Genomic DNA, 17475 nt, shown 5'->3' on the forward strand with positions numbered 1-17475 from the left:
TTCCGCCTGTTATCGGTATTGGTCTTCGGACATCAGATAGTTTTTCACATAGTCCGCCACGCCGTCTTCCAGCGAGGTGGAATTGAGGTCCATGCCCATGCCGCGCAGCTTGGTCATGTTGGCCTCGGTGAAATATTGGTAATGTTTGCGAATGTTTTCAGGCGTTTCGGTGAAATCCAGGTTAACCGGCACGTCCATGGCGGCAAATGTCGCCCGGGCCAGATCGGCAAAGCTGCGCGCCTTGCCCGCACCGCAGTTGAAGATGCCGCTGACTTCCGGGTTCTGATATAGCCAGATCATAATGTTGACCACATCGCCGACCCAGACAAAATCCCGCATCTGGCCGCCGTCTTCATAATCCGGGTGATGGGATTTGAACAGGCGCGCGCCGCCGGTCTCGTTGATCTGCTTAAAGAGCTGCGCCACCACCGACTGCTGGCCACCCTTATGATATTCATTGGGGCCGTATACATTGAAGAACTTCAGCCCCGCCCATTGTTTCGGCGCCTTGCCCTGGGCCGCGAGGCGCACCGCGTTGCAATCCACCACCTTCTTGGACCAGCCATAGGGGTTCAGCGGGCGCAGCGCATCAAGCGCGCCTACCGATTCGTCATCGTCAAACCCAAGCTCCCCATTGCCATAGGTGGCGGCTGAGGATGCATAGATAAAGCGGCGTCCCTTGGTTTCGCACCAGTGCCAGAGGTCCATGCTGAACTGCACATTGTTGCGCCAGATATAATCCACATCGGTTTCCGTCGTCGACGAGCAGGCCCCCAGATGGAAGATAACCTTGGTATCGGCCCCTTCCCCGTTCAGCCAGTCCATGAGGTCATCGGGATGGACCGCCGCGGCGATGGGATGCTTGGCCACATTCCGCCACTTGTTGCCCTGGCGGAAACGGTCGCAGATCGCAATGGGTCCCAGCCCCATTTCCTGCAGACTCGCCACCAGATTGGACCCAATAAAGCCAGCGCCGCCGGTTACCAGAATCATGAAACGCCTCGTCGGTCAGAGGATAAGAATAACTGTTGTCTCGTCTTATAGGCCGCACCTGCGACAGTCGCAACCGTTGCGCGGGCGGGTTGAAAGGCCTATATGACTTTAAAGACGTAGTGTTTCAAGGAGGCCCCGATGCAAACCAAGAGCCGGATTTTCGACGATGTCGCTCGCGTCGCCAATGGCGCCGCCGGGGTTTTCTCCGGCATGCGCAGTGAAATCGAAGGTCTGGTCAAGGACCGGATCGAACGGGTCATGATGGAAATGGACCTGGTCCCGCGTGAGGAATTCGACGCGGTCAAAGCCATGGCTGCCAAGGCCCGCGAGGAAAACGAACAACTGGCTGCGCGCATCGACGAGCTGGAGCAAAAGCTGGCGAAACCGGCTGCGAAAAAGACCCGCGCCGCCAAGCCGAAACCGGCTTCCGACTGATTCCATCGTAAAATCAGCAGCTTGCCATGAGCGCCTGTTCCTGCGGGGATGGGCGTTTTGTGTTGCGTGAAATTTCCTGTGGATAACACAAAAAACCCGTTGTCGGCGATTCAGGCCTATGGCAGACTAGGTCTTGTGTCGCATACATGGTCCGCACACTATATTTCGGGGATATTACAAGAGCGACACAGCCGAGACAGCGCGGACCGTACACAGGTGGACCGGTCGTAACTAGACCCAAAAGGGGGATAGCAAGATGTCTTTGGTACAGTTTGAATCCACCATTTCCCAGCCCAATCCGCTCGACATTCTGGAAGCCATGTTCCACGCCAATGAATGGCCGTTCGAACGCAGCGAAACAGACGAGATGGTGGTGGAGACCACCGGCGGGTGGTGCGATTACCGCATGTTCTTTGCCTGGCGCGAAGATTTGCAGGCGCTTTATTATACCTGCGCCTTTGAAATGCGCATCCCGGAGGAAAAACGGGCCGGGCTGGCCGACCTTCTCGTCTATATCAATGAAAAGATGTGGATGGGCCATTTCGACCTGTGCTCCGACGATGGCACACCGATCTATCGCCAGACCATTCCCACGCGCGGCCTGCAATCGGTCAGTGTGGAGATGCTCGAAGACATGATGGATATCGCCCTGGCGGAATGCGAACGCTTCTATCCGGCCTTCCAATTCCTGCTCTGGGGCGGGCATTCTCCAGAGGAAGCCGTCGCTGCCGCTTTGCTGGACTGCGTTGGGGAAGCCTGACATAGTGGCTCCCGTCATCGACCACTTATGAAGTTCGAATCGGGAGCTAAATTTTTATGACTGTAACCGTTGACCGTCCGCTTGTATTGGTGGGCTGCGGGAAGATGGGCGGGGCCATGCTGGACGGCTGGCTCAAGAGTGGGATCACCAAGGGCGGGGTCGCGATCATCGACCCTCACAGCGGCGACACATACGCCGCCCCCGAAAATAATGTTCATGCCTATCATCAGGCGTCAGACCTGCCGTCGGACCTGAACCCGCAGGTCGTGATTCTGGCGGTCAAACCCCAGATGATGGATGCGGCGATTGCCGACTATAAACGCTTTGCCGGACCGGATTGCGTTTTCATCTCCATCGCGGCGGGCAAGACCATCGACTATTTCGAAAAGCATCTGGGTGACAGTGCCGCCATTGTCCGGGCTATGCCGAATACACCGGCCGCCATCGGTCAGGGCATCACCGTCTGCTGCCCCAACAGCAAGGTCAGCGACGATCAGTTAACGCTGTCCCTGACGCTTCTGAAAGCAGTCGGCGAGGCCGAATCGGTCACAGATGAGGGCCTGATTGACGCTGTCACCGCCGTTTCCGGCGGCGGTCCGGCTTATGTCTTTCTGATGACCGAATGCCTGGCACAGGCAGGCGTGGACGCGGGCCTCCCGGCGGAACTGTCGGCGAAACTGGCGCTGCACACGGTTGCAGGCGCGGGACAACTGGCGATCAGCAGCGACGAGCCCCCGGCCCAGTTGCGCAAGAATGTGACCAGCCCCGGCGGCACCACCCTGGAGGCGCTGAATGTATTGATGCGGGACCAGGATGGCCTGCAACGACTGATGACAGAAGCAATTGCGGCTGCCACGGCGCGTTCCAAAGAGCTGGCGGGATAAACGCCACCAAACAGAAGAAGGTGCGACCGGTCGCGCCTTCTTTTTTTTCTGACTATACAACCATTTATAGAAATTTTTAAAATTCTGCTCATTAAAGTTTTGTTGCATTGCACAAAAACTCTTGACGGCCCGCGCCATAGTTATTAATCTACTTTTGCTGCAACGCAATATGACCCAAACCTGTTGGCGAGAACCGCCGGGAGCGAAGAATGTCCCAAGCGAACCCGTTTTTTGATGTCAAGTCGAACCCGTTTTTCAACCCGGAACAGAACCCGTTTCTTGATCCGGAAAAAAATCCTTTCATGTCCAAGGATTTCGCAAAGATGATGTCGCCTTTCAAACCGGCGGACGTTGACATTGATGCGATCATGGGCTCCCAGCGCAAAAACCTGGAAGCTGTTGCCGAAGCCAATAAAAAGGCTTTCGAAGGTGTCCAGGCAGCGATGACCCGCCAGGCCGAGATCGTACGCAAGGCCATGCAGGACAGCAGCGCCACTTTCAAAGTATTGAGCGAAGCGAAAGAACCGGGTGAACAGGCCGCCAAGCAGGCGGAGCTGGCCAAGGACGCCCTGGAAAACGCCGTCGCCAATTCCCGCGAGATGTCTGACCTCGTCATGAAGTCACAGCGCGCGGCCTTGGATGTGCTGAGCAAGCGCGTGGCAGCCAGCCTGGAAGAATTCAAAGGTTATGTAGATAGCGGTAAGTAACGGACCCTCGACCCAAGCGACCCGCCTGGCCGGCCCCTTAAAGGGCCGGCTTTTTTTGTCGTCCCCACCCCAGCCCTATCGTCAGGGATTTAGTAAAATCAATAATTTGTAGTAAACTAATCGCAGCAGGCACGCCACAGCATCAACAAGATGGAACTGCCGCCATGGACGACGAAACACAAACACACGCCGAGAATGAGGCCTCCACCCTGGATCAGGCCACGCATAACGAAATGCTCGTGCTCTATGAAGAGACGGCAAATTCCATTCGCTTCCGCAAAAGAATGCAATGGATCACGCTCGGCGGCACCTTGTCCCTCATCTTCGCCCTTCTCTTTATCGGTATCGCTTTCCAGACATGGGGATTTATTATCCGTGTCATAATCGTCGGCGCAATCATGCTCACGACATTGGCTTTCTACGCCATGATCCTGTTTCAGGTCGGCCAGAATACCGAACGCAGCAAGCTGCGGCTGATTGCCACCCGGATGTCCAGCCTGTTCCGGGACGTCCGAAACCTGACCTCCCCGCAGGAGGCCGCCTTCTTTCGCTATACATTACTGGTGTTTATGAGCATCACACTGATTGCGAGCTGTGCGCTTGTGGTAGTTCTGCTTAATCGCTTCATTTGATCTCGCATATGCACAATTTTGATCACATAAAAAATTCGCTACTTATCAATTATTTGATTGTGTATTTTTTCTAAATCGTCGCTTTAGAATTGCTCGATTGTGCATCGCACAAAATCGGAGCTAAACTACTTTTATTGGTTCCAGGGATACCCATCCCTGATCCTCCCATGGACGAACCTTCACCTAGGGCTGGCCTTTTGGCCAGCCCCTTTTTTTGCCCCTTGAATTCCGGGAGACTGTCCCGCAAAGTCCCGGTCGGCCCGACCAGGGACAGGAAATTCGAACGGGGGAATCGCGATGACAATTGAATTCGACGACTTCATGAAGGTGGACATCCGCGTCGGCACCGTGATCAAGGCAGAGCCCTATCCCGAGGCCCGCAAACCGGCGATCAAACTATGGATTGATTTCGGCCCGGAAATCGGTGAGCGCAAGACATCGGCGCAGATCACCAACCATTACACGCCGGATAGCCTTGTTGGGCGGCAGGTCTGCGCCGTGGTCAATTTCCCGGTTAAACAGATCGGCAAGTTCATGTCGGAATGCCTGACCCTGGGTTTTGCCGACGAGGAAGGCGGCATCGTCCTCATCCGTCCGGACCAGAAAGTATCGAACGGGCAGCGGCTTCACTAAAAGCATCTCCGGCCTAGTAAATAGCCTTGAAATGATCCATTTCGTCCAGAATCCAGCTTCGGAACGCGGCAACATTCGGCTGCTTCAGGTTCTTCTTCGGACAGACGAGATAAAAGCTGCGCCCTGTCGACAGGGTGAAATCAATCGGGGCGACAAGTTGGCCGAATTTCCGGTCTCGCGCGCTCAACACCCGGCGTCCCAGAACAATCCCCGCACCGTCCAGTGCCGCATCCAGGGCGTGGTCGGCGTGGGTGAAATGCATGCCGCGACCGGGATTTTTCACCTCTACCCCCTGGGCGGCGAACCACACACTCCATGTCGGAGCATTGGCGTTAAACTCCAGTGAATCGTCATGGATCAACGTCTTGTCCCGCAGATCTTCCGCCGTCTCGAAAGGCCCATTCTCGTCAAGATAGCGCTGACTGCAAAGCGGCATGACAAAATCCTCCACCAGCGGGTCCACATGCATATCCGGGAAATTGCCATCCCCGAAACGGATACTCACATGGACGCCATCACCGGCGAAATCCGCCGTACGCAAACTGGGGGCCACCCGCGCGTCGATCTCCGGATAGGACTCCAGAAAGCGGTACAGACGCGGCGCCAGCCATTTGGCCGCAAAACCCGGACCGCAGCCGATCACAACAAGGCGGTCGTCATCCTGCTTTCGCAACTGGGCGATGCTGTCGTGAACCTGCTGAAAGCCTGCATGGATTCCAGGAAAGCAACGCCGCCCCGCCTCGGTCAGTTCAATCGCGCGGGTCTTGCGCACAAATAGCTGAATACCAAGGAAATCTTCCAGCCCCTTGACCTGGTGACTGAGGGCCGCAGGCGTGACGCTCAACTCATCCGCCGCTTTGGTGAAACTCAGATGGCGTGCGGTTGCCTCAAAAGCGCGAATGGCGTTCAGCGGCGGTAGTTTAAACATTTTAGAAATCCTAAAATATAAGCTGAAATCTTCTCGTTTGTGAAATTAACGAGACAGCGCAATATTTATATCATGGAAAGGGCGATGAAAAGCACCCTTCAGATGAAATTACGGTTAAGTTTTTCTATAAGGAGAAAGCTAATGATGACCGTTCAAACAGCAGAAGAACACGACCTATTGATCAAACAGAGCCTGATGCGCGCGCGCCGTGCGCGGTCCAGGATGTATCACAAAGCAGCCGTCAGCATTTGGCGCAGCCTCAGTGAAAAGATCGGGCACCTGCGCGAAGGCAAACATGCGGGCGACGTTCGCACGGCCTGCTAGACGAGAAAAGGCTTGGGTACGCTCTTGTACCCAAGCCCTCAGTTAACCCGGCATATCTGTTTACGCGACCTGCTCCAACTGCCCTTCCTCAACACCATGAGCATAGGGAAAGCCTTCATCCGCCCAACCGGTCATACCGCCGATAAGTTCTTTCACCGGACGCCCCAGACGCGCGAAACGAACCGCCGCCTTGTTCGCCGCATTGCAATGCGGTCCGGCGCAATAGACCACGAACAAGGTATCCTTCGGCCAATCCGACAGTTTGCGTTCGATGATCTTGCCGTAAGGCAGATTGACCGCGCCGGGAATATGCGCCTTTTGATAGGCATCCGGCCCGCGCACATCCAACAGCACAAAGTCCTTCAAGCCACGGCGCATGGCATCATGCACATCCCAGCAATCCGCCTCGAATGTCAGGCGCGCCTCAAAATGGGCAAGCGCGATTTCCGAAGGGGCCGCTGATACATCCGTTACATAGCTCGACATTGCCATACCTTTCATTGCTTCGATGGCCCTAAAATCACGCAACATCCGCCATTCGTCTATTGGCGTGAATGACAAAGATCGTTAAGATTACGCCATGAAAGTTTGCACCCTTGCCTATGACGGCCTCTGCACCTTCGAATTCGGCCTCTGCGTCGAGGTATTCGGACTGGCGCGGCCCGAATTGAATATTCCCTGGTATGACTTTTCGGTCGTCGCCTGCGACGGTGGCCCCATGCGGGCGACCGGTGGCGTCACCCTCACCGCAGCCTACGACCTGTCCACTCTTGAAGACGCTCATCTCATTCTGGTTCCCGGATGGCGGGGCATGGACACACCCGTCCCCGACCATCTGGTTAAAGCCCTGCAGGCTGCCCATGACCGGGGCGCAATCCTTGCGTCCGTCTGTTCCGGTGTTTTCGTGCTTGCCGCAACTGGACTGCTGAACGGAAAACGGGCGACAACCCACTGGCGTTATACCGACGCGCTGGCAAGCCGTTTTCCGGAAATCGATGTTCAGCCGGATGTGCTCTATGTGGATAACGGCGACATCCTGACTTCCGCCGGGTCTGCGGCGGGCCTCGACATGTGCCTGCATCTTGTCCGCCGGGATCACGGACCGGACATCGCCAATCAGGTGGCGCGGCGCCTGGTGCTGCCCGCCCATCGCGACGGCGGTCAGGCCCAGTTCATCCCCAAACCTATGGGCCCCAATCGCGGCGGGCAGATCGGGCCCCTTCTGGAAACGCTTTTGCGACGGCTGGACGAGGACTGGACCATCGAGGCCATGGCCAGGGCTGCCGGGCTCAGCCCCCGCACACTTTTACGCCGCTTCCGCGACAGCACCGGGCAAAGCCCGCAGGCCTGGCTGACCGCACAGCGCGTGGCCTTTGCCTGCGACTTGTTGGAAACGACAGACCTCGCCGTCCAGCCCATCGCCGAACGAACGGGCCTCACCACCGCCGAGACCCTGCGCCACCACTTTCGAAAAATAGTCGGGATTTCACCGACGGCCTACCGGCAGTCCTTCGCCCGATAGCGTCTAGGCTGGCAAACGAACGCGCGCGCGCAAGCCCCCATGCGGCGATTCTTCCAGCAGGATATCCCCGCCGTGTGCGCGGATCACATCGCGTGAAATCGCCAGCCCCAGCCCCGTGCCGCCGGTTTTCGGATTGCGCGACTGTTCCAGCCTGAAAAACGGCCGAAAAACATTCTCCCTTTCCCCCTCGGGGATACCGGGGCCGTCATCGTCCACCAGAATTTCCACCGCATCACCGCGCCGCCCCGCCGACACCCAGATATGTTCGGCATAGCGATTGGCATTGGAAATCAGGTTATCCAGACTGCGCCGGAAGGCTTCCGGTTTAAGCCAGGCATTGATCACCCCTTCCACATGGCAATCAATATTGATCCCGCCGCTTTTCCATTTTTCCGCCAACTCCTGAACGGTAACCGTCAGGTTGGTCTCAACCGACGGCTCTCCGCCTTCGCCGCGCGCGAAGGTGAGATACCCCTCGATCATACGTTCCATTTCGGTCACATTGGCCTTGATGGCCTCGACCTCCTCACCGCTTCCCAGCAAGGCGAGCTGCAGCTTCATACGCGTCAGCGGCGTTTTCAGGTCATGGCTGACGCCGGACAGCATATCCGTCCGCTGGCGAATCTGGCGTCGAATTCGGTGGATCATGCGGTTGAAGGCGACCGCTGCCAGCCGTACTTCCGACGCGCCTTCCGGCTTGAAGTCCCGGCCCGGGTCCCGGCCCTTGCCAAAACTGTCCACCGCATCGGCAAGCCGCCGGATCGGGCGCACCTGGTTGCGCATGAAAATAGAGGCAACCGCAAACAGGATGAGAGACGTGCCGACCATCCAAAGGATGAAAATATAAGTGGTGGTACTGAACAGCCGCTTGCCCGGAACGACCACGGTCATAACCCCGTCGGCAAGCTGGAAGTCGATGATCACCTCTTCCTTAAAGGAGGAACTGTCGATCTGGAACGGGCGTTTGATGCGCTCGTTGAACGTGGCCGCCAGCATCCGGTCAATCAGGCCGCCTTCACTAACACTTTCGTTGGGTAGAATTTCGCCAGGCTGCAGAACGATATTCAACTGCATCGTGTTCCGGGCGCGTTGCAGGATTTCGTCGGTCTTCTCCGGATAAAGCCGCAGTTCCGTCATCACATACTGCAGGTCGCCACCAATGGAACTGGCCAGCCGCCAGGTAATCGTATCCCAATGGCGTTCATAGAAAATCCAGGCAGAGACAAGTTGCAGCAGAACCAGCGGGGTCACGATGATCAGCAGCGAACGCCCATACAGGCTGCGCGGAAGCATTTTCTTTACGGCAGCGCGCAGATTCATCCATCCAGCCCCAGCAACTTATCCATCCGGACGCAGAACATAGCCCTGACCACGCACCGTATGCAAATAACGTGGAATTTTGGGGTCGGGTTCGATCTTGCGGCGCAGGCGGGTGACCTGCACGTCCACCGTGCGATCTCCGCCATCAATATGACATCGCGCTGTCAGTTCATCCCGGCTCATCACACGGCCCGGTTCTTCCGCCAGGGCCTTCAGCAACGCAACCTCTGTGCTGGTCAGCTTGACCGGTTCATTGTCGCGCAGCAACAGTTCCCGGTCCATATCGAACTGCGACGCCCCCAGCGACACGATACCGCCGCCGGTTTCCTGTTCAGGCGCGGCCACCTGCATGCGGCGGATAATCGACTGGATACGCAGGACAAGTTCCAATGGCTCAAACGGCTTTGGCAGATAGTCGTCCGCCCCGGCCTGCAGGCCATCGATCCTCGCTTCCGTTTCACTCATGGCTGTCAGCATCAGGATCGGCACATCGCTGTCCCGGCGAAGATCGCGGGTCAGATCGAGACCGCTTTCCCCCGGCATCATGACATCGACCACCAGCAGATCGAACTGGAAGGCGCGCAGCTTGTCGCGGGCCTCCGCCGCATCGGCGGCCGTGGTAACGCGAAACCCTTCCTTTGTCAGGAAACGCTGCAGCAGATCACGGATTTCAGTGTCGTCGTCAACGACCAGGATATGGATCTCGTCCATGGGCCTCTTCTATTCTTCTTGTGTCTCGTTATCCCGGTACATTTCAGCGTGGACGCCGCTTGTCTTCCGCAAAACGCGCCCGGTCCCCCTCGCCGGACATGATCCCCAGCATGACTTTCCGGAAACCTTCCACGGCCTCCGCGCCGGCGTCGCGGAAGGCGCGCTCGATCCGCTGGCGCTGGTTTTCAGTCAGTTCCTCTTCCAGCCGGCGCCCCTGCTCCGTCAGTTCCAGCAGGCGCTGCCGACGGTCGCGCGTGCCTTGCTTTTGCAGGATATAGCCTTCACTGACCAACTGGCTAAGAACCCGGCTCAGGCTTTGCTTTGTAATCTGCAGGATATCCAACAGGTCCGACACCGACATACCCGGATAGCGCCCGACAAAATAAATGACACGGTGATGCGCGCGGCCCAGCCCACGTTCCGCCAGGATCGCATCCGGTTCGGCGGTAAAATCGCGATAGGCATAGAACAGCATCTCTATCCCCTGGCGTAGAACCTCATCCCTCAGGAAAAGCGGGTTTGCGCCGGGACGCCCCGACAGGGCGGACTTGAAACTGGCCGGATAGGGGCCGGAAGAATTTATGTCAGTCATATTGACATATATGCCTCATGATGTTACATCGCGCAAGAGTTTGAGGTAATATATTGTAACTAATACAGGCGTTCATCTGTAACTATATTACCAAAATAGGTGCAACCCTTTGATTTCTAGGAAAATGCACCGTCGGGATTGTAGCAACAAGCAGAGGGGAGCACGAGACCCATGGCGCTCTTACCATTCGACGACCGCGACGGCTATATCTGGCTGAATGGTGAATTCATTCAGTGGCGGGATGCAAAACTTCACTTCCTGAGCCACGCCCTGCATTATGCATCGGCGGTATTCGAAGGCGAACGGGTCTATGGCGGCCATATCTTCAAGCTGCGCGAACACACCGACCGCCTGTTGAAATCCGGTAACATTCTGGATTTCCAGATTCCATACACCCCCGACGAGATTGATGACGCCAGCAAGAAGCTGATCGAAATGAACGGCATCACCGATGGCTACATCCGCCCGATCGCCTGGCGCGGGTCGGAAATGATGGGTGTATCCGCACAGAATTCACGCATCAATATCGCAATCGCCGCCTGGGAATGGCCCGCCTATTTCTCTCCGGAAGCCAAGATGCAGGGCCTGCGTATGCGCATTTCCGACTGGCACCGCCCGGACCCGCGCACCGCACCGACCGATTCCAAGGCTGCCGGTCTCTACATGATCTGCACCTTGTCCAAGCATAAGGCGGAAAGCGAGGGATATGACGATGCATTGTTGCTGGACTGGCGCGGCTATATCGCCGAAGCCACCGGCGCCAACATCTTCTTCCTGATGGACGACGGCAAGTTGCACACGCCCAAGCCGGATTGCTTCCTGGACGGCATCACCCGCCGTACGGTAAACGAACTGGCCAAGGCAAAGGGCTATGAAATCGTAGAGCGCCACATCCAGCCGGAAGACATGGCCAATGCGAAAGAAGCCTTCCTGACCGGCACAGCCGTCGAGGTCACACCCATTCGCTCCATCGGTGATTATCAGTTTGAACCGGCCGAATGCTGCCGGACATTGATTGAAGCCTATGAGGAGGAAGTCCGCCGCCCCTCCCGTCAGGCTGCGGCAGCGGAGTAATCAGGCTCCCGCACGCTGTAAAAATCAAGAAAAGCCGACAGAATTTCTGTCGGCTTTTCTTTACATCAAAAACAAATATTTATCTAAGACTGGAGCCAACAATAATATCCAACAAACAGTTTTGGTTTTCTTGACATCCTAATAAGATAGCCCTTGAGAGAGAAACCACACTAGAAGAAACGTTGAGATGAAAGTCTTTTTGTCCCTGTTGATTCTTTATTCTGGCTTTTTAGCTTCGTTTTTCCTGAACAAATTTCTGATCAAAAACCTGGCGCTCGACGGATTAGGCGACTTTAACGTGGGGATCAGCGTCGCCGCAATTCTCAGCGTGATTGCTGTCTTTGGTGGTCACTCCCTGGCCCATCATTTCGTGCCCCGTTATCTTTCCGAGGATAAATGGCCGCATATCTGTGGCTTCATCCGACATCACATCACGATGGCAGGTCTGTCCAGCGCGGCAATCGCCGTTGTCGCACTGGGTCTGATCGGTGGATTTGCCTATTTCGAGATGACTGATCAGTTGCATGAAGCCGTAACGGCAAGCCTGCTCACCCCCTTCTTTGCCGTTACGCTGTTTTTCGGACACGTGATCCAGTCCATGGGACGCCCGGTGGCAGCCCTTTATCCTTATGAAATCATGCGTCCGCTCCTGTTCTGGCTCGGCTGCCTGATTTGGTTACAGATTTTCCCGGATATCGATGAATTCGGAGCGATGTTGATGTTGGCGGTCGCGCTCTGCCTGTGCATCCTGGTTCAATACGTCACCATTTCGCGGGCCCTGCCGGTGCCGATCACATGCGCAGACCCGGCCTATGAGAAAGCCGCCTGGAATAATACCGGCATTCCCCTGCTATGGACTGCACTGACGACGAGCTTCCTGCCCCGCATCAACCTGCTGTCCCTGGAAGTCCTGCACCCTGTGGAGGCAAGCGTCGGCATCTATACGCTGTTGCTTTTCCTTCCCTCCATCATCTGGCTGAATTTTCATGCCATGAATGCGGTTATAAGGCCCAGGATCATAAAGATGGTTGGGAATACCGCCAGCCTGCAGCAGCAGTTCAATCAAAGCACGCAAATCCTGTTCGCCTGCAATATCCTCACCGCCGGCATAATGATCGTCTTCGCCCGGCCGATCCTCGGCTGGTTCCACAAAGACCTGTTACCCTATGAAGGCTGGCTGGTGTTCCTGTTGCTAAGCGCCTGCCTCAGCAGCATAGCGGAACTGGCGGGACCCTTCCTGTCTTTGAACGGGCATCACAGAAAATCCGCCAAACTGAACAGCGGCCTCGTCGCAATCAACCTGGTTGTAGCGCCGGTATGTGTTTATTTCTTCGGCCTGGAAGGTGCCATCTGCTCCCTGGTCGGCATCCGCTTTACCCGCAGCCTCGCCAGTTACAGCCTGCTATACCGGCATGTGACGATAAAGCCCTGGCTGGCTCTGGATATCTCATCAACTCTGGCCGCGCGGAAAGGACTTAGCCCTCGATAATATCCACAGTCGGTTCATGGATGACCGGGAAATTCACCGAATTGGCAATGAAGCATTTTTCATGGGCTTGCCCATGCAAAGACAGCGCGAGATCGGGATCACCGTCCAGAATAGAGACCTTGGGGAACAGGGTAACCGATTCAAACCGACCGGCCCCATCACTCCCTTCGCTCATTACGCCACAGGCACTATCCTCATAGCCGGCAACGACAATCCCGTTGACCGTGCAAAGGTGCAGATACCACAGCATATGACAGGCCGACAGCGAAGCCACCAGCATATCTTCCGGGTTATGCAGGCTGGCATCTCCACGAAAGGCCGGGTCTGCGGATCCACGGATCGGTGCCTTGCCTTCGATCTCAATCCGATGTTCGCGGGAATACCCCCGATAGTCGCGGGCAGGTCCTTCCTCGCCCCCCGTCCAGACCACCTTTGCTGCGTAGCGATGCGACTTTGCCATTTTTGTCCTCCGTAAATGCCGTCAACAAACTAGCACAGACACTCCCATAATAAATTTCTATATTTTTTATACATTACATGCATATTCGCATGATTATGGATAATTGGGATGATATTCGCGTCTTTCTGGCTATTGCGCGCTGTGGAAATCTGACTGCGGCAGGGAAGGAGCTTGCCCTGACACAGCCCAGTGTCGGGCGGCGTCTCGCCCTGTTGGAAGAGCGGTTGGGCAGCCCCCTGTTCCTGCGCAGCGGGCGGCAATGGACATTGACGGAACTGGGCCGGGACCTGGCAGAGTCCGCATCCACGATGCAAACCGCAGCCGATGCCATCAACCGCAAGACAAGCAGCCACACCCAGGGAGAACAGGGTATTGTCCGCGTGACCAGCACCGACGGATTGGGGGCCTATTGGCTGCCCGATCTCGCCGTGCAACTGCGCCAACAGCATCCTTCAATCATGCTGGAGGTGATCACGGGCAACAGGCCGTTGGATTTATCCCGCCGCAGTGCCGATATCGCCCTGCGGCTCTACCGCCCGGAGGAAGACGATCTGATCATCCGCAAGCTGGGCAAAATTTCCTTCAGGCTATTTGCGTCCCCCGCCTATCTGGCCCGATGGGGCAGCCCCGCCACCATACACGACCTGCCCACACACAGTTTCATCGGGCAGGCGCTGGATTATGACAACACAGTGGAATTCGCCTGGCTCAGGCAGCATGTAGCGGAGCCGGATTTCGTCTTCCGTTCAGGGTCCGCCGTTGCGCAGGCGCAGGCCGCAAAACAGGGCATGGGCATTGCCCTTCTGCCACGCTATCTGGCCTATGCCATAGGCGGTCTGACCGAAATTACGCTACCCGAGGCGCCAACCGGCAAGGACGTCTGGCTGGCGACACATCGCGACCTGCGGCGCATTCCGAAAGTTGCCGCGGCCTGGGATTTCATCAAATCACAGGCCGTGGCCGACAATTGCATCTTTGAACGGAATGAAGATTTACAGGCGTAGTTTCAGGGTCGGCCCAATATTGCGGAAGCCTTCACGCAGATAGAAATTCACGGCACGGGTGCCCTCATCACCACCTGGCGTATTCAATTCCAGACAGGACCACCCCCGCCGACGCCCCATTTCGGATGCATGGCTGATCATCTTTTCGCCCACGCCGCGGGAACGGTGGACGGGGTCCACGAAAAATTCGGTAATCAGGCCATATCGCCCCTTGGCGAAAAGGGCGACCGCCTCGGTAATGGTCATCACGGCAAGGGGCCTGCGGTTCTCATCAAAGCCCAGCAGGGCGGAAAAACGCGGGTCTTCGTCGTCAAACAACTGATGGCAGGTCTCATAGACCTCTTCATCGGAAACGGGCGACTCGCCGCGATAAAGCTCCTGCAGAAGCTGATAGACCATGATCGACACAAGGTCCGCATCATTGGGCCCGGCCTCAACAATCTCGATGTTCATGAAGTCTTCCCTGAAGTTATTTTATATTATTTACTTTGTTTTTTGTCGGACCAGCGCGCGGCGGCCTCGTCGTCCGTCTCACGCGCATCGACCCAGCTTGCCTCGCCGTGGTCGTTTTCCTCGACTTTCCAGAACGGCGCTTTCGTTTTCAGCCAGTCGATCAGAAAGTTACAGGCCTCAAAAGCGGCCTGCCTGTGGGCGCTGGCGGCGGCAACCAGAACGATCTGCTCTCCCGGCTCCATCCGTCCATAACGATGAATGATCAGGCTGTTTTCCAGAGGCCAGCGCGCGCAGGCCTCTGCCTCGATCCGCTCCAGCATCTTTTCCGTCATGCCCGGGTAATGTTCCAGCGTCATGGCGGAAACATCATCGCCGTCATTCATATCCCGCACCAGCCCGACGAAGGAACAGAGGCCGCCCACATTGTGGTTGCCATCGGTCATTGCCTTCATTTCCCGGGCGAGATCGAAATCCTCTTGCTGTACGCGAACAGTCATGAATGTGTCAGCCCCCGGTCACCGGCGGGAAAAAGGCCACTTCGTCCCCCGCCTTGACCGGCGCGTCAAAGTCGGCGAATTCCTGGTTCACAGCAACCTTGATCGCCGTCATATCGCGAAAGGCATCGAAATAGCCCGTGCCCCGGCTACGCAGCCAATCCACAAGCTGGCCGGTGGTGGCAACGTCGTCCGGCAGGTCGATAACCTCTTCACCGGTTCCAACCTTCTGCCGCAGCCAGGCAAAATACATAACCTTCATCGCAATACCTCACTAAAGGGCAAGAAATCGACAACCGTTCCGGCAGTTATTTGGGTAGTATCCTCGCCCAAGTCAATGAAGCCATCCGCGCCGACCAGCGACGAAATGATCGCCGCACCGCTCGCACCATGCTTCACGGCCTTGGGCAAACCGCTCTCATCACGGCCTGTCAGCCGCGCACGGACAAATTCGCGGCGGCCTTTCTTTTTCTTGTAATCGGCATCCAGCACGACGGCATAGCGACGCGGCGGGCAGTTTTCCTGCCCCGCCATCACCTGCACCATCGGATAGCCGATCAGGGTAAAGGTCGTGAAAGCCGCCACCGGATTGCCTGGCAGACCGAAAACTGGCACCACACGACCATCCCCTGCCTTCACCTGGCCCATACCAACAGGGCGGCCGGGTTTGATCGCCAGACGCCAGAAGTTCAACTCCCCGGATTGCCGGATCACATTGCAGATATGGTCTTCCTCACCGACAGACATGCCGCCGGAGGTAACAATCAGATCATTCTCGTCCGCCGCCTCGGCCAGCGCCCGGGCAATACTATCCTCGTCGTCGGGCAGGATGCCCTTGTCCTGCACTGAACAGCCCATGTTTTCCAACATGGCCGCGATCATATGCCGGTTGGCGTCATAGATCGCCCCCGCAGGCAAATCGCAGCCGGGCTCGAAAACCTCGTCGCCCGTGGACAGGACAGCCACCCTCAATGGTCTATAGACCTCAAGGTCGGCCAGCCCCTGACTGGCCGCCATGGCGATATGCTGTGGCTCAAGACGCGTGCCCGCCTTCAGGATCAAATCGCCTTCGCCAACATCCTCGCCAGCCTTGCGCCGGTTCGAACCGGATTTGATGCCCGGCAGCAGGGTGACCTTGCCGTCTTCCTCCCGGCAATCCTCCTGCATCATAACCGTATCCGGTCCGCCGTCCGGACCATCCGGCATCGGTGCACCGGTGAAGATACGGATGGCCTCGCCGTGCCCTGCGGGGCCGTTCAGCGGATGCCCCGCCGCCACACGCCCACGCACCGGCAGGACAGTCTCCGCATCGGCGTTCAGATCGGCATGATAGACCGCATAACCATCTACGGCGGAATTGTCGTAAGGCGGCACATTACGGCGGGCAATCACATCCACCGCCAGAACCCGTTGCCTTGCCTGAGACAAAGATACGGTTTCCGTTCCGACAACCGCCGTCAGGCGTTTCGTCAGTAGCGAGAGCGCCTCATCGACCGGCAACAGGTCTCCACTGAAAGCAAAGCAGTCATCAGTCAGCTGCGCCATGACGAACCTCCTCCTTTTGCAGACCGCAATAGTCCAGGATGAAATCCGCGATCGCCGGAACATCATTAAGGTCCAGTCGGCGACAATCCTTGGCTTCCGTCAATTCATCGTCACAGGCAATGGCGACAACCCGATCATCCTGGACGGCCAGCAGGGGTTTACCCTCGGACGGACGGTGCACTTCCAGTTTCGGGTGATCACCGTATTTGAACCCTTCAACCATGAGCAGGTCAACCGGGCTCATATGGCTGATCAATTCGTCCAGGCTGGGTTCCGGCGCGCCGCGCAACTCATGCATCAGCGCCCAGCGGTTCGACGATGAGATAAGCACCTCGGACGCCCCGGCCTGACGATGTTCGTAAGAGTCTTTTCCCGGTTTATCGACGTCAAACTTATGATGGGCGTGTTTGATTGTGGATACTGTTATGCCACGTCCCACCAGTTCCGGGATCAGTTTGACCAACAACGTTGTCTTCCCGCTTCCGCTCCAACCTGCCAGACCAAAGACCTTCATA

The 17475-nt window shown here is 56.8% G+C and carries 23 protein-coding genes; 11 read left to right on the forward strand and 12 right to left on the reverse strand.

The features are described from left to right. Nucleotides 1-9 precede the first annotated feature (9 nt). Nucleotides 10-993 (reverse strand): ADP-glyceromanno-heptose 6-epimerase, encoded by a 984-nt coding sequence (rfaD, locus tag IF205_RS18890; protein ID WP_259780908.1) that lies wholly within the window; start codon nt 991-993, stop codon nt 10-12. Nucleotides 994-1131: 138 nt separating this feature from the next. On the opposite strand from rfaD, the gene IF205_RS18895 reads away from it, so the two are divergent. From IF205_RS18895 to IF205_RS18920, 6 genes are all read left to right on the forward strand, one after another. Further along, the gene (locus IF205_RS18895) at nt 1132-1428 is read left to right on the forward strand and encodes an accessory factor UbiK family protein (protein WP_259780909.1); all 297 of its coding nucleotides are present in this window, start codon (nt 1132-1134) and stop codon (nt 1426-1428) included. A gap of 256 nt (nt 1429-1684) precedes the next feature. Beyond that, nucleotides 1685-2188, forward strand: coding sequence for a type III secretion system chaperone family protein (locus IF205_RS18900; RefSeq protein WP_259780910.1), 504 nt, complete (start codon nt 1685-1687; stop codon nt 2186-2188). A 56-nt stretch (nt 2189-2244) separates the two neighbouring features. After that, nucleotides 2245-3072, forward strand: a complete 828-nt coding sequence (proC, locus tag IF205_RS18905; protein WP_259780911.1) for a pyrroline-5-carboxylate reductase — start codon at nt 2245-2247, stop codon at nt 3070-3072. Nucleotides 3073-3281: 209 nt separating this feature from the next. After that, nucleotides 3282-3779 (forward strand): phasin family protein, encoded by a 498-nt coding sequence (locus IF205_RS18910; RefSeq protein WP_259780912.1) that lies wholly within the window; start codon nt 3282-3284, stop codon nt 3777-3779. Nucleotides 3780-3943: 164 nt separating this feature from the next. Beyond that, on the forward strand, nt 3944-4411 hold the full coding sequence (locus tag IF205_RS18915; RefSeq protein WP_259780913.1) for a hypothetical protein: 468 nt from the start codon (nt 3944-3946) through the stop codon (nt 4409-4411). Between the two features lie 297 nt (nt 4412-4708). Continuing rightward, complete coding sequence (locus tag IF205_RS18920; protein ID WP_259780914.1) at nt 4709-5044, forward strand: tRNA-binding protein; 336 nt, start codon at nt 4709-4711, stop codon at nt 5042-5044. A 13-nt stretch (nt 5045-5057) separates the two neighbouring features. On the opposite strand, the gene gcvA is transcribed toward IF205_RS18920, so the two are convergent. Beyond that, on the reverse strand, nt 5058-5972 hold the full coding sequence (gcvA, locus tag IF205_RS18925) for a transcriptional regulator GcvA (RefSeq protein ID WP_259780915.1): 915 nt from the start codon (nt 5970-5972) through the stop codon (nt 5058-5060). A gap of 141 nt (nt 5973-6113) precedes the next feature. On the opposite strand from gcvA, the gene IF205_RS18930 reads away from it, so the two are divergent. Continuing rightward, the gene (locus IF205_RS18930; RefSeq protein ID WP_259780916.1) at nt 6114-6296 is read left to right on the forward strand and encodes a hypothetical protein; all 183 of its coding nucleotides are present in this window, start codon (nt 6114-6116) and stop codon (nt 6294-6296) included. A gap of 60 nt (nt 6297-6356) precedes the next feature. Here IF205_RS18930 and IF205_RS18935 read toward each other — a convergent pair whose 3' ends face one another. Next, nucleotides 6357-6782, reverse strand: a complete 426-nt coding sequence (locus IF205_RS18935) for a rhodanese-like domain-containing protein (protein WP_259780917.1) — start codon at nt 6780-6782, stop codon at nt 6357-6359. A 94-nt stretch (nt 6783-6876) separates the two neighbouring features. On the opposite strand from IF205_RS18935, the gene ftrA reads away from it, so the two are divergent. Continuing rightward, the gene (ftrA, locus tag IF205_RS18940; RefSeq protein WP_259780918.1) at nt 6877-7818 is read left to right on the forward strand and encodes a transcriptional regulator FtrA; all 942 of its coding nucleotides are present in this window, start codon (nt 6877-6879) and stop codon (nt 7816-7818) included. A 3-nt stretch (nt 7819-7821) separates the two neighbouring features. Here ftrA and IF205_RS18945 read toward each other — a convergent pair whose 3' ends face one another. From IF205_RS18945 to IF205_RS18955, 3 genes are read right to left on the reverse strand one after another with little or no spacing between them, the layout of a single operon-like run. Next, nucleotides 7822-9138: an ATP-binding protein gene (locus IF205_RS18945; RefSeq protein WP_259780919.1), complete on the reverse strand. Its 1317-nt coding sequence runs from the start codon at nt 9136-9138 to the stop codon at nt 7822-7824. A gap of 18 nt (nt 9139-9156) precedes the next feature. Continuing rightward, complete coding sequence (locus tag IF205_RS18950) at nt 9157-9849, reverse strand: response regulator (RefSeq protein ID WP_259780920.1); 693 nt, start codon at nt 9847-9849, stop codon at nt 9157-9159. A 43-nt stretch (nt 9850-9892) separates the two neighbouring features. Next, a complete protein-coding gene (locus IF205_RS18955; RefSeq protein ID WP_375542659.1) occupies nt 9893-10441 on the reverse strand; it encodes a MarR family winged helix-turn-helix transcriptional regulator in 549 nt (182 codons plus the stop codon). A 171-nt stretch (nt 10442-10612) separates the two neighbouring features. Between IF205_RS18955 and IF205_RS18960 the strand changes: the two genes are divergently transcribed. Beyond that, on the forward strand, nt 10613-11515 hold the full coding sequence (locus IF205_RS18960) for a branched-chain amino acid aminotransferase (protein WP_259780921.1): 903 nt from the start codon (nt 10613-10615) through the stop codon (nt 11513-11515). 187 nt (nt 11516-11702) lie between these two features. Continuing rightward, nucleotides 11703-13004, forward strand: a complete 1302-nt coding sequence (locus IF205_RS18965; RefSeq protein ID WP_259780922.1) for a lipopolysaccharide biosynthesis protein — start codon at nt 11703-11705, stop codon at nt 13002-13004. On the opposite strand, the gene IF205_RS18970 is transcribed toward IF205_RS18965, so the two are convergent. Beyond that, the gene (locus IF205_RS18970; RefSeq protein WP_259780923.1) at nt 12991-13464 is read right to left on the reverse strand and encodes an OsmC family protein; all 474 of its coding nucleotides are present in this window, start codon (nt 13462-13464) and stop codon (nt 12991-12993) included. The two genes, IF205_RS18965 and IF205_RS18970, sit on opposite strands and share 14 nt — an antisense overlap. An 89-nt stretch (nt 13465-13553) precedes the next feature. Here IF205_RS18970 and IF205_RS18975 point away from each other — a divergent pair, with 89 nt between their 5' ends. Then, entirely contained in the window at nt 13554-14468 is a 915-nt protein-coding gene (locus IF205_RS18975; protein WP_259780924.1) for a LysR family transcriptional regulator, read from the forward strand. Here IF205_RS18975 and IF205_RS18980 read toward each other — a convergent pair. From IF205_RS18980 to mobB, 5 genes are read right to left on the reverse strand one after another with little or no spacing between them, the layout of a single operon-like run. Further along, nucleotides 14457-14921, reverse strand: coding sequence for a GNAT family N-acetyltransferase (locus tag IF205_RS18980; RefSeq protein WP_259780925.1), 465 nt, complete (start codon nt 14919-14921; stop codon nt 14457-14459). The two genes, IF205_RS18975 and IF205_RS18980, sit on opposite strands and share 12 nt — an antisense overlap. A 26-nt stretch (nt 14922-14947) precedes the next feature. Continuing rightward, nucleotides 14948-15418, reverse strand: a complete 471-nt coding sequence (locus IF205_RS18985) for a molybdenum cofactor biosynthesis protein MoaE (RefSeq protein ID WP_259780926.1) — start codon at nt 15416-15418, stop codon at nt 14948-14950. Nucleotides 15419-15425: 7 nt separating this feature from the next. After that, nucleotides 15426-15677: a molybdopterin converting factor subunit 1 gene (gene moaD, locus IF205_RS18990; protein ID WP_259780927.1), complete on the reverse strand. Its 252-nt coding sequence runs from the start codon at nt 15675-15677 to the stop codon at nt 15426-15428. Further along, complete coding sequence (locus IF205_RS18995; protein ID WP_259780928.1) at nt 15674-16960, reverse strand: molybdopterin molybdotransferase MoeA; 1287 nt, start codon at nt 16958-16960, stop codon at nt 15674-15676. The genes moaD and IF205_RS18995 overlap by 4 nt, the downstream gene beginning before the upstream one ends. Next, nucleotides 16944-17474, reverse strand: a complete 531-nt coding sequence (gene mobB / locus IF205_RS19000) for a molybdopterin-guanine dinucleotide biosynthesis protein B (RefSeq protein ID WP_259780929.1) — start codon at nt 17472-17474, stop codon at nt 16944-16946. Before mobB ends, IF205_RS18995 begins: the two co-directional genes overlap by 17 nt. Nucleotide 17475: the final 1 nt, after the last annotated feature.

Origin of the sequence: Aestuariispira ectoiniformans (assembly GCF_025136295.1) — a bacterium.
GTDB classification, from domain to species: domain Bacteria; phylum Pseudomonadota; class Alphaproteobacteria; order UBA8366; family Aestuariispiraceae; genus Aestuariispira_A; species Aestuariispira_A ectoiniformans.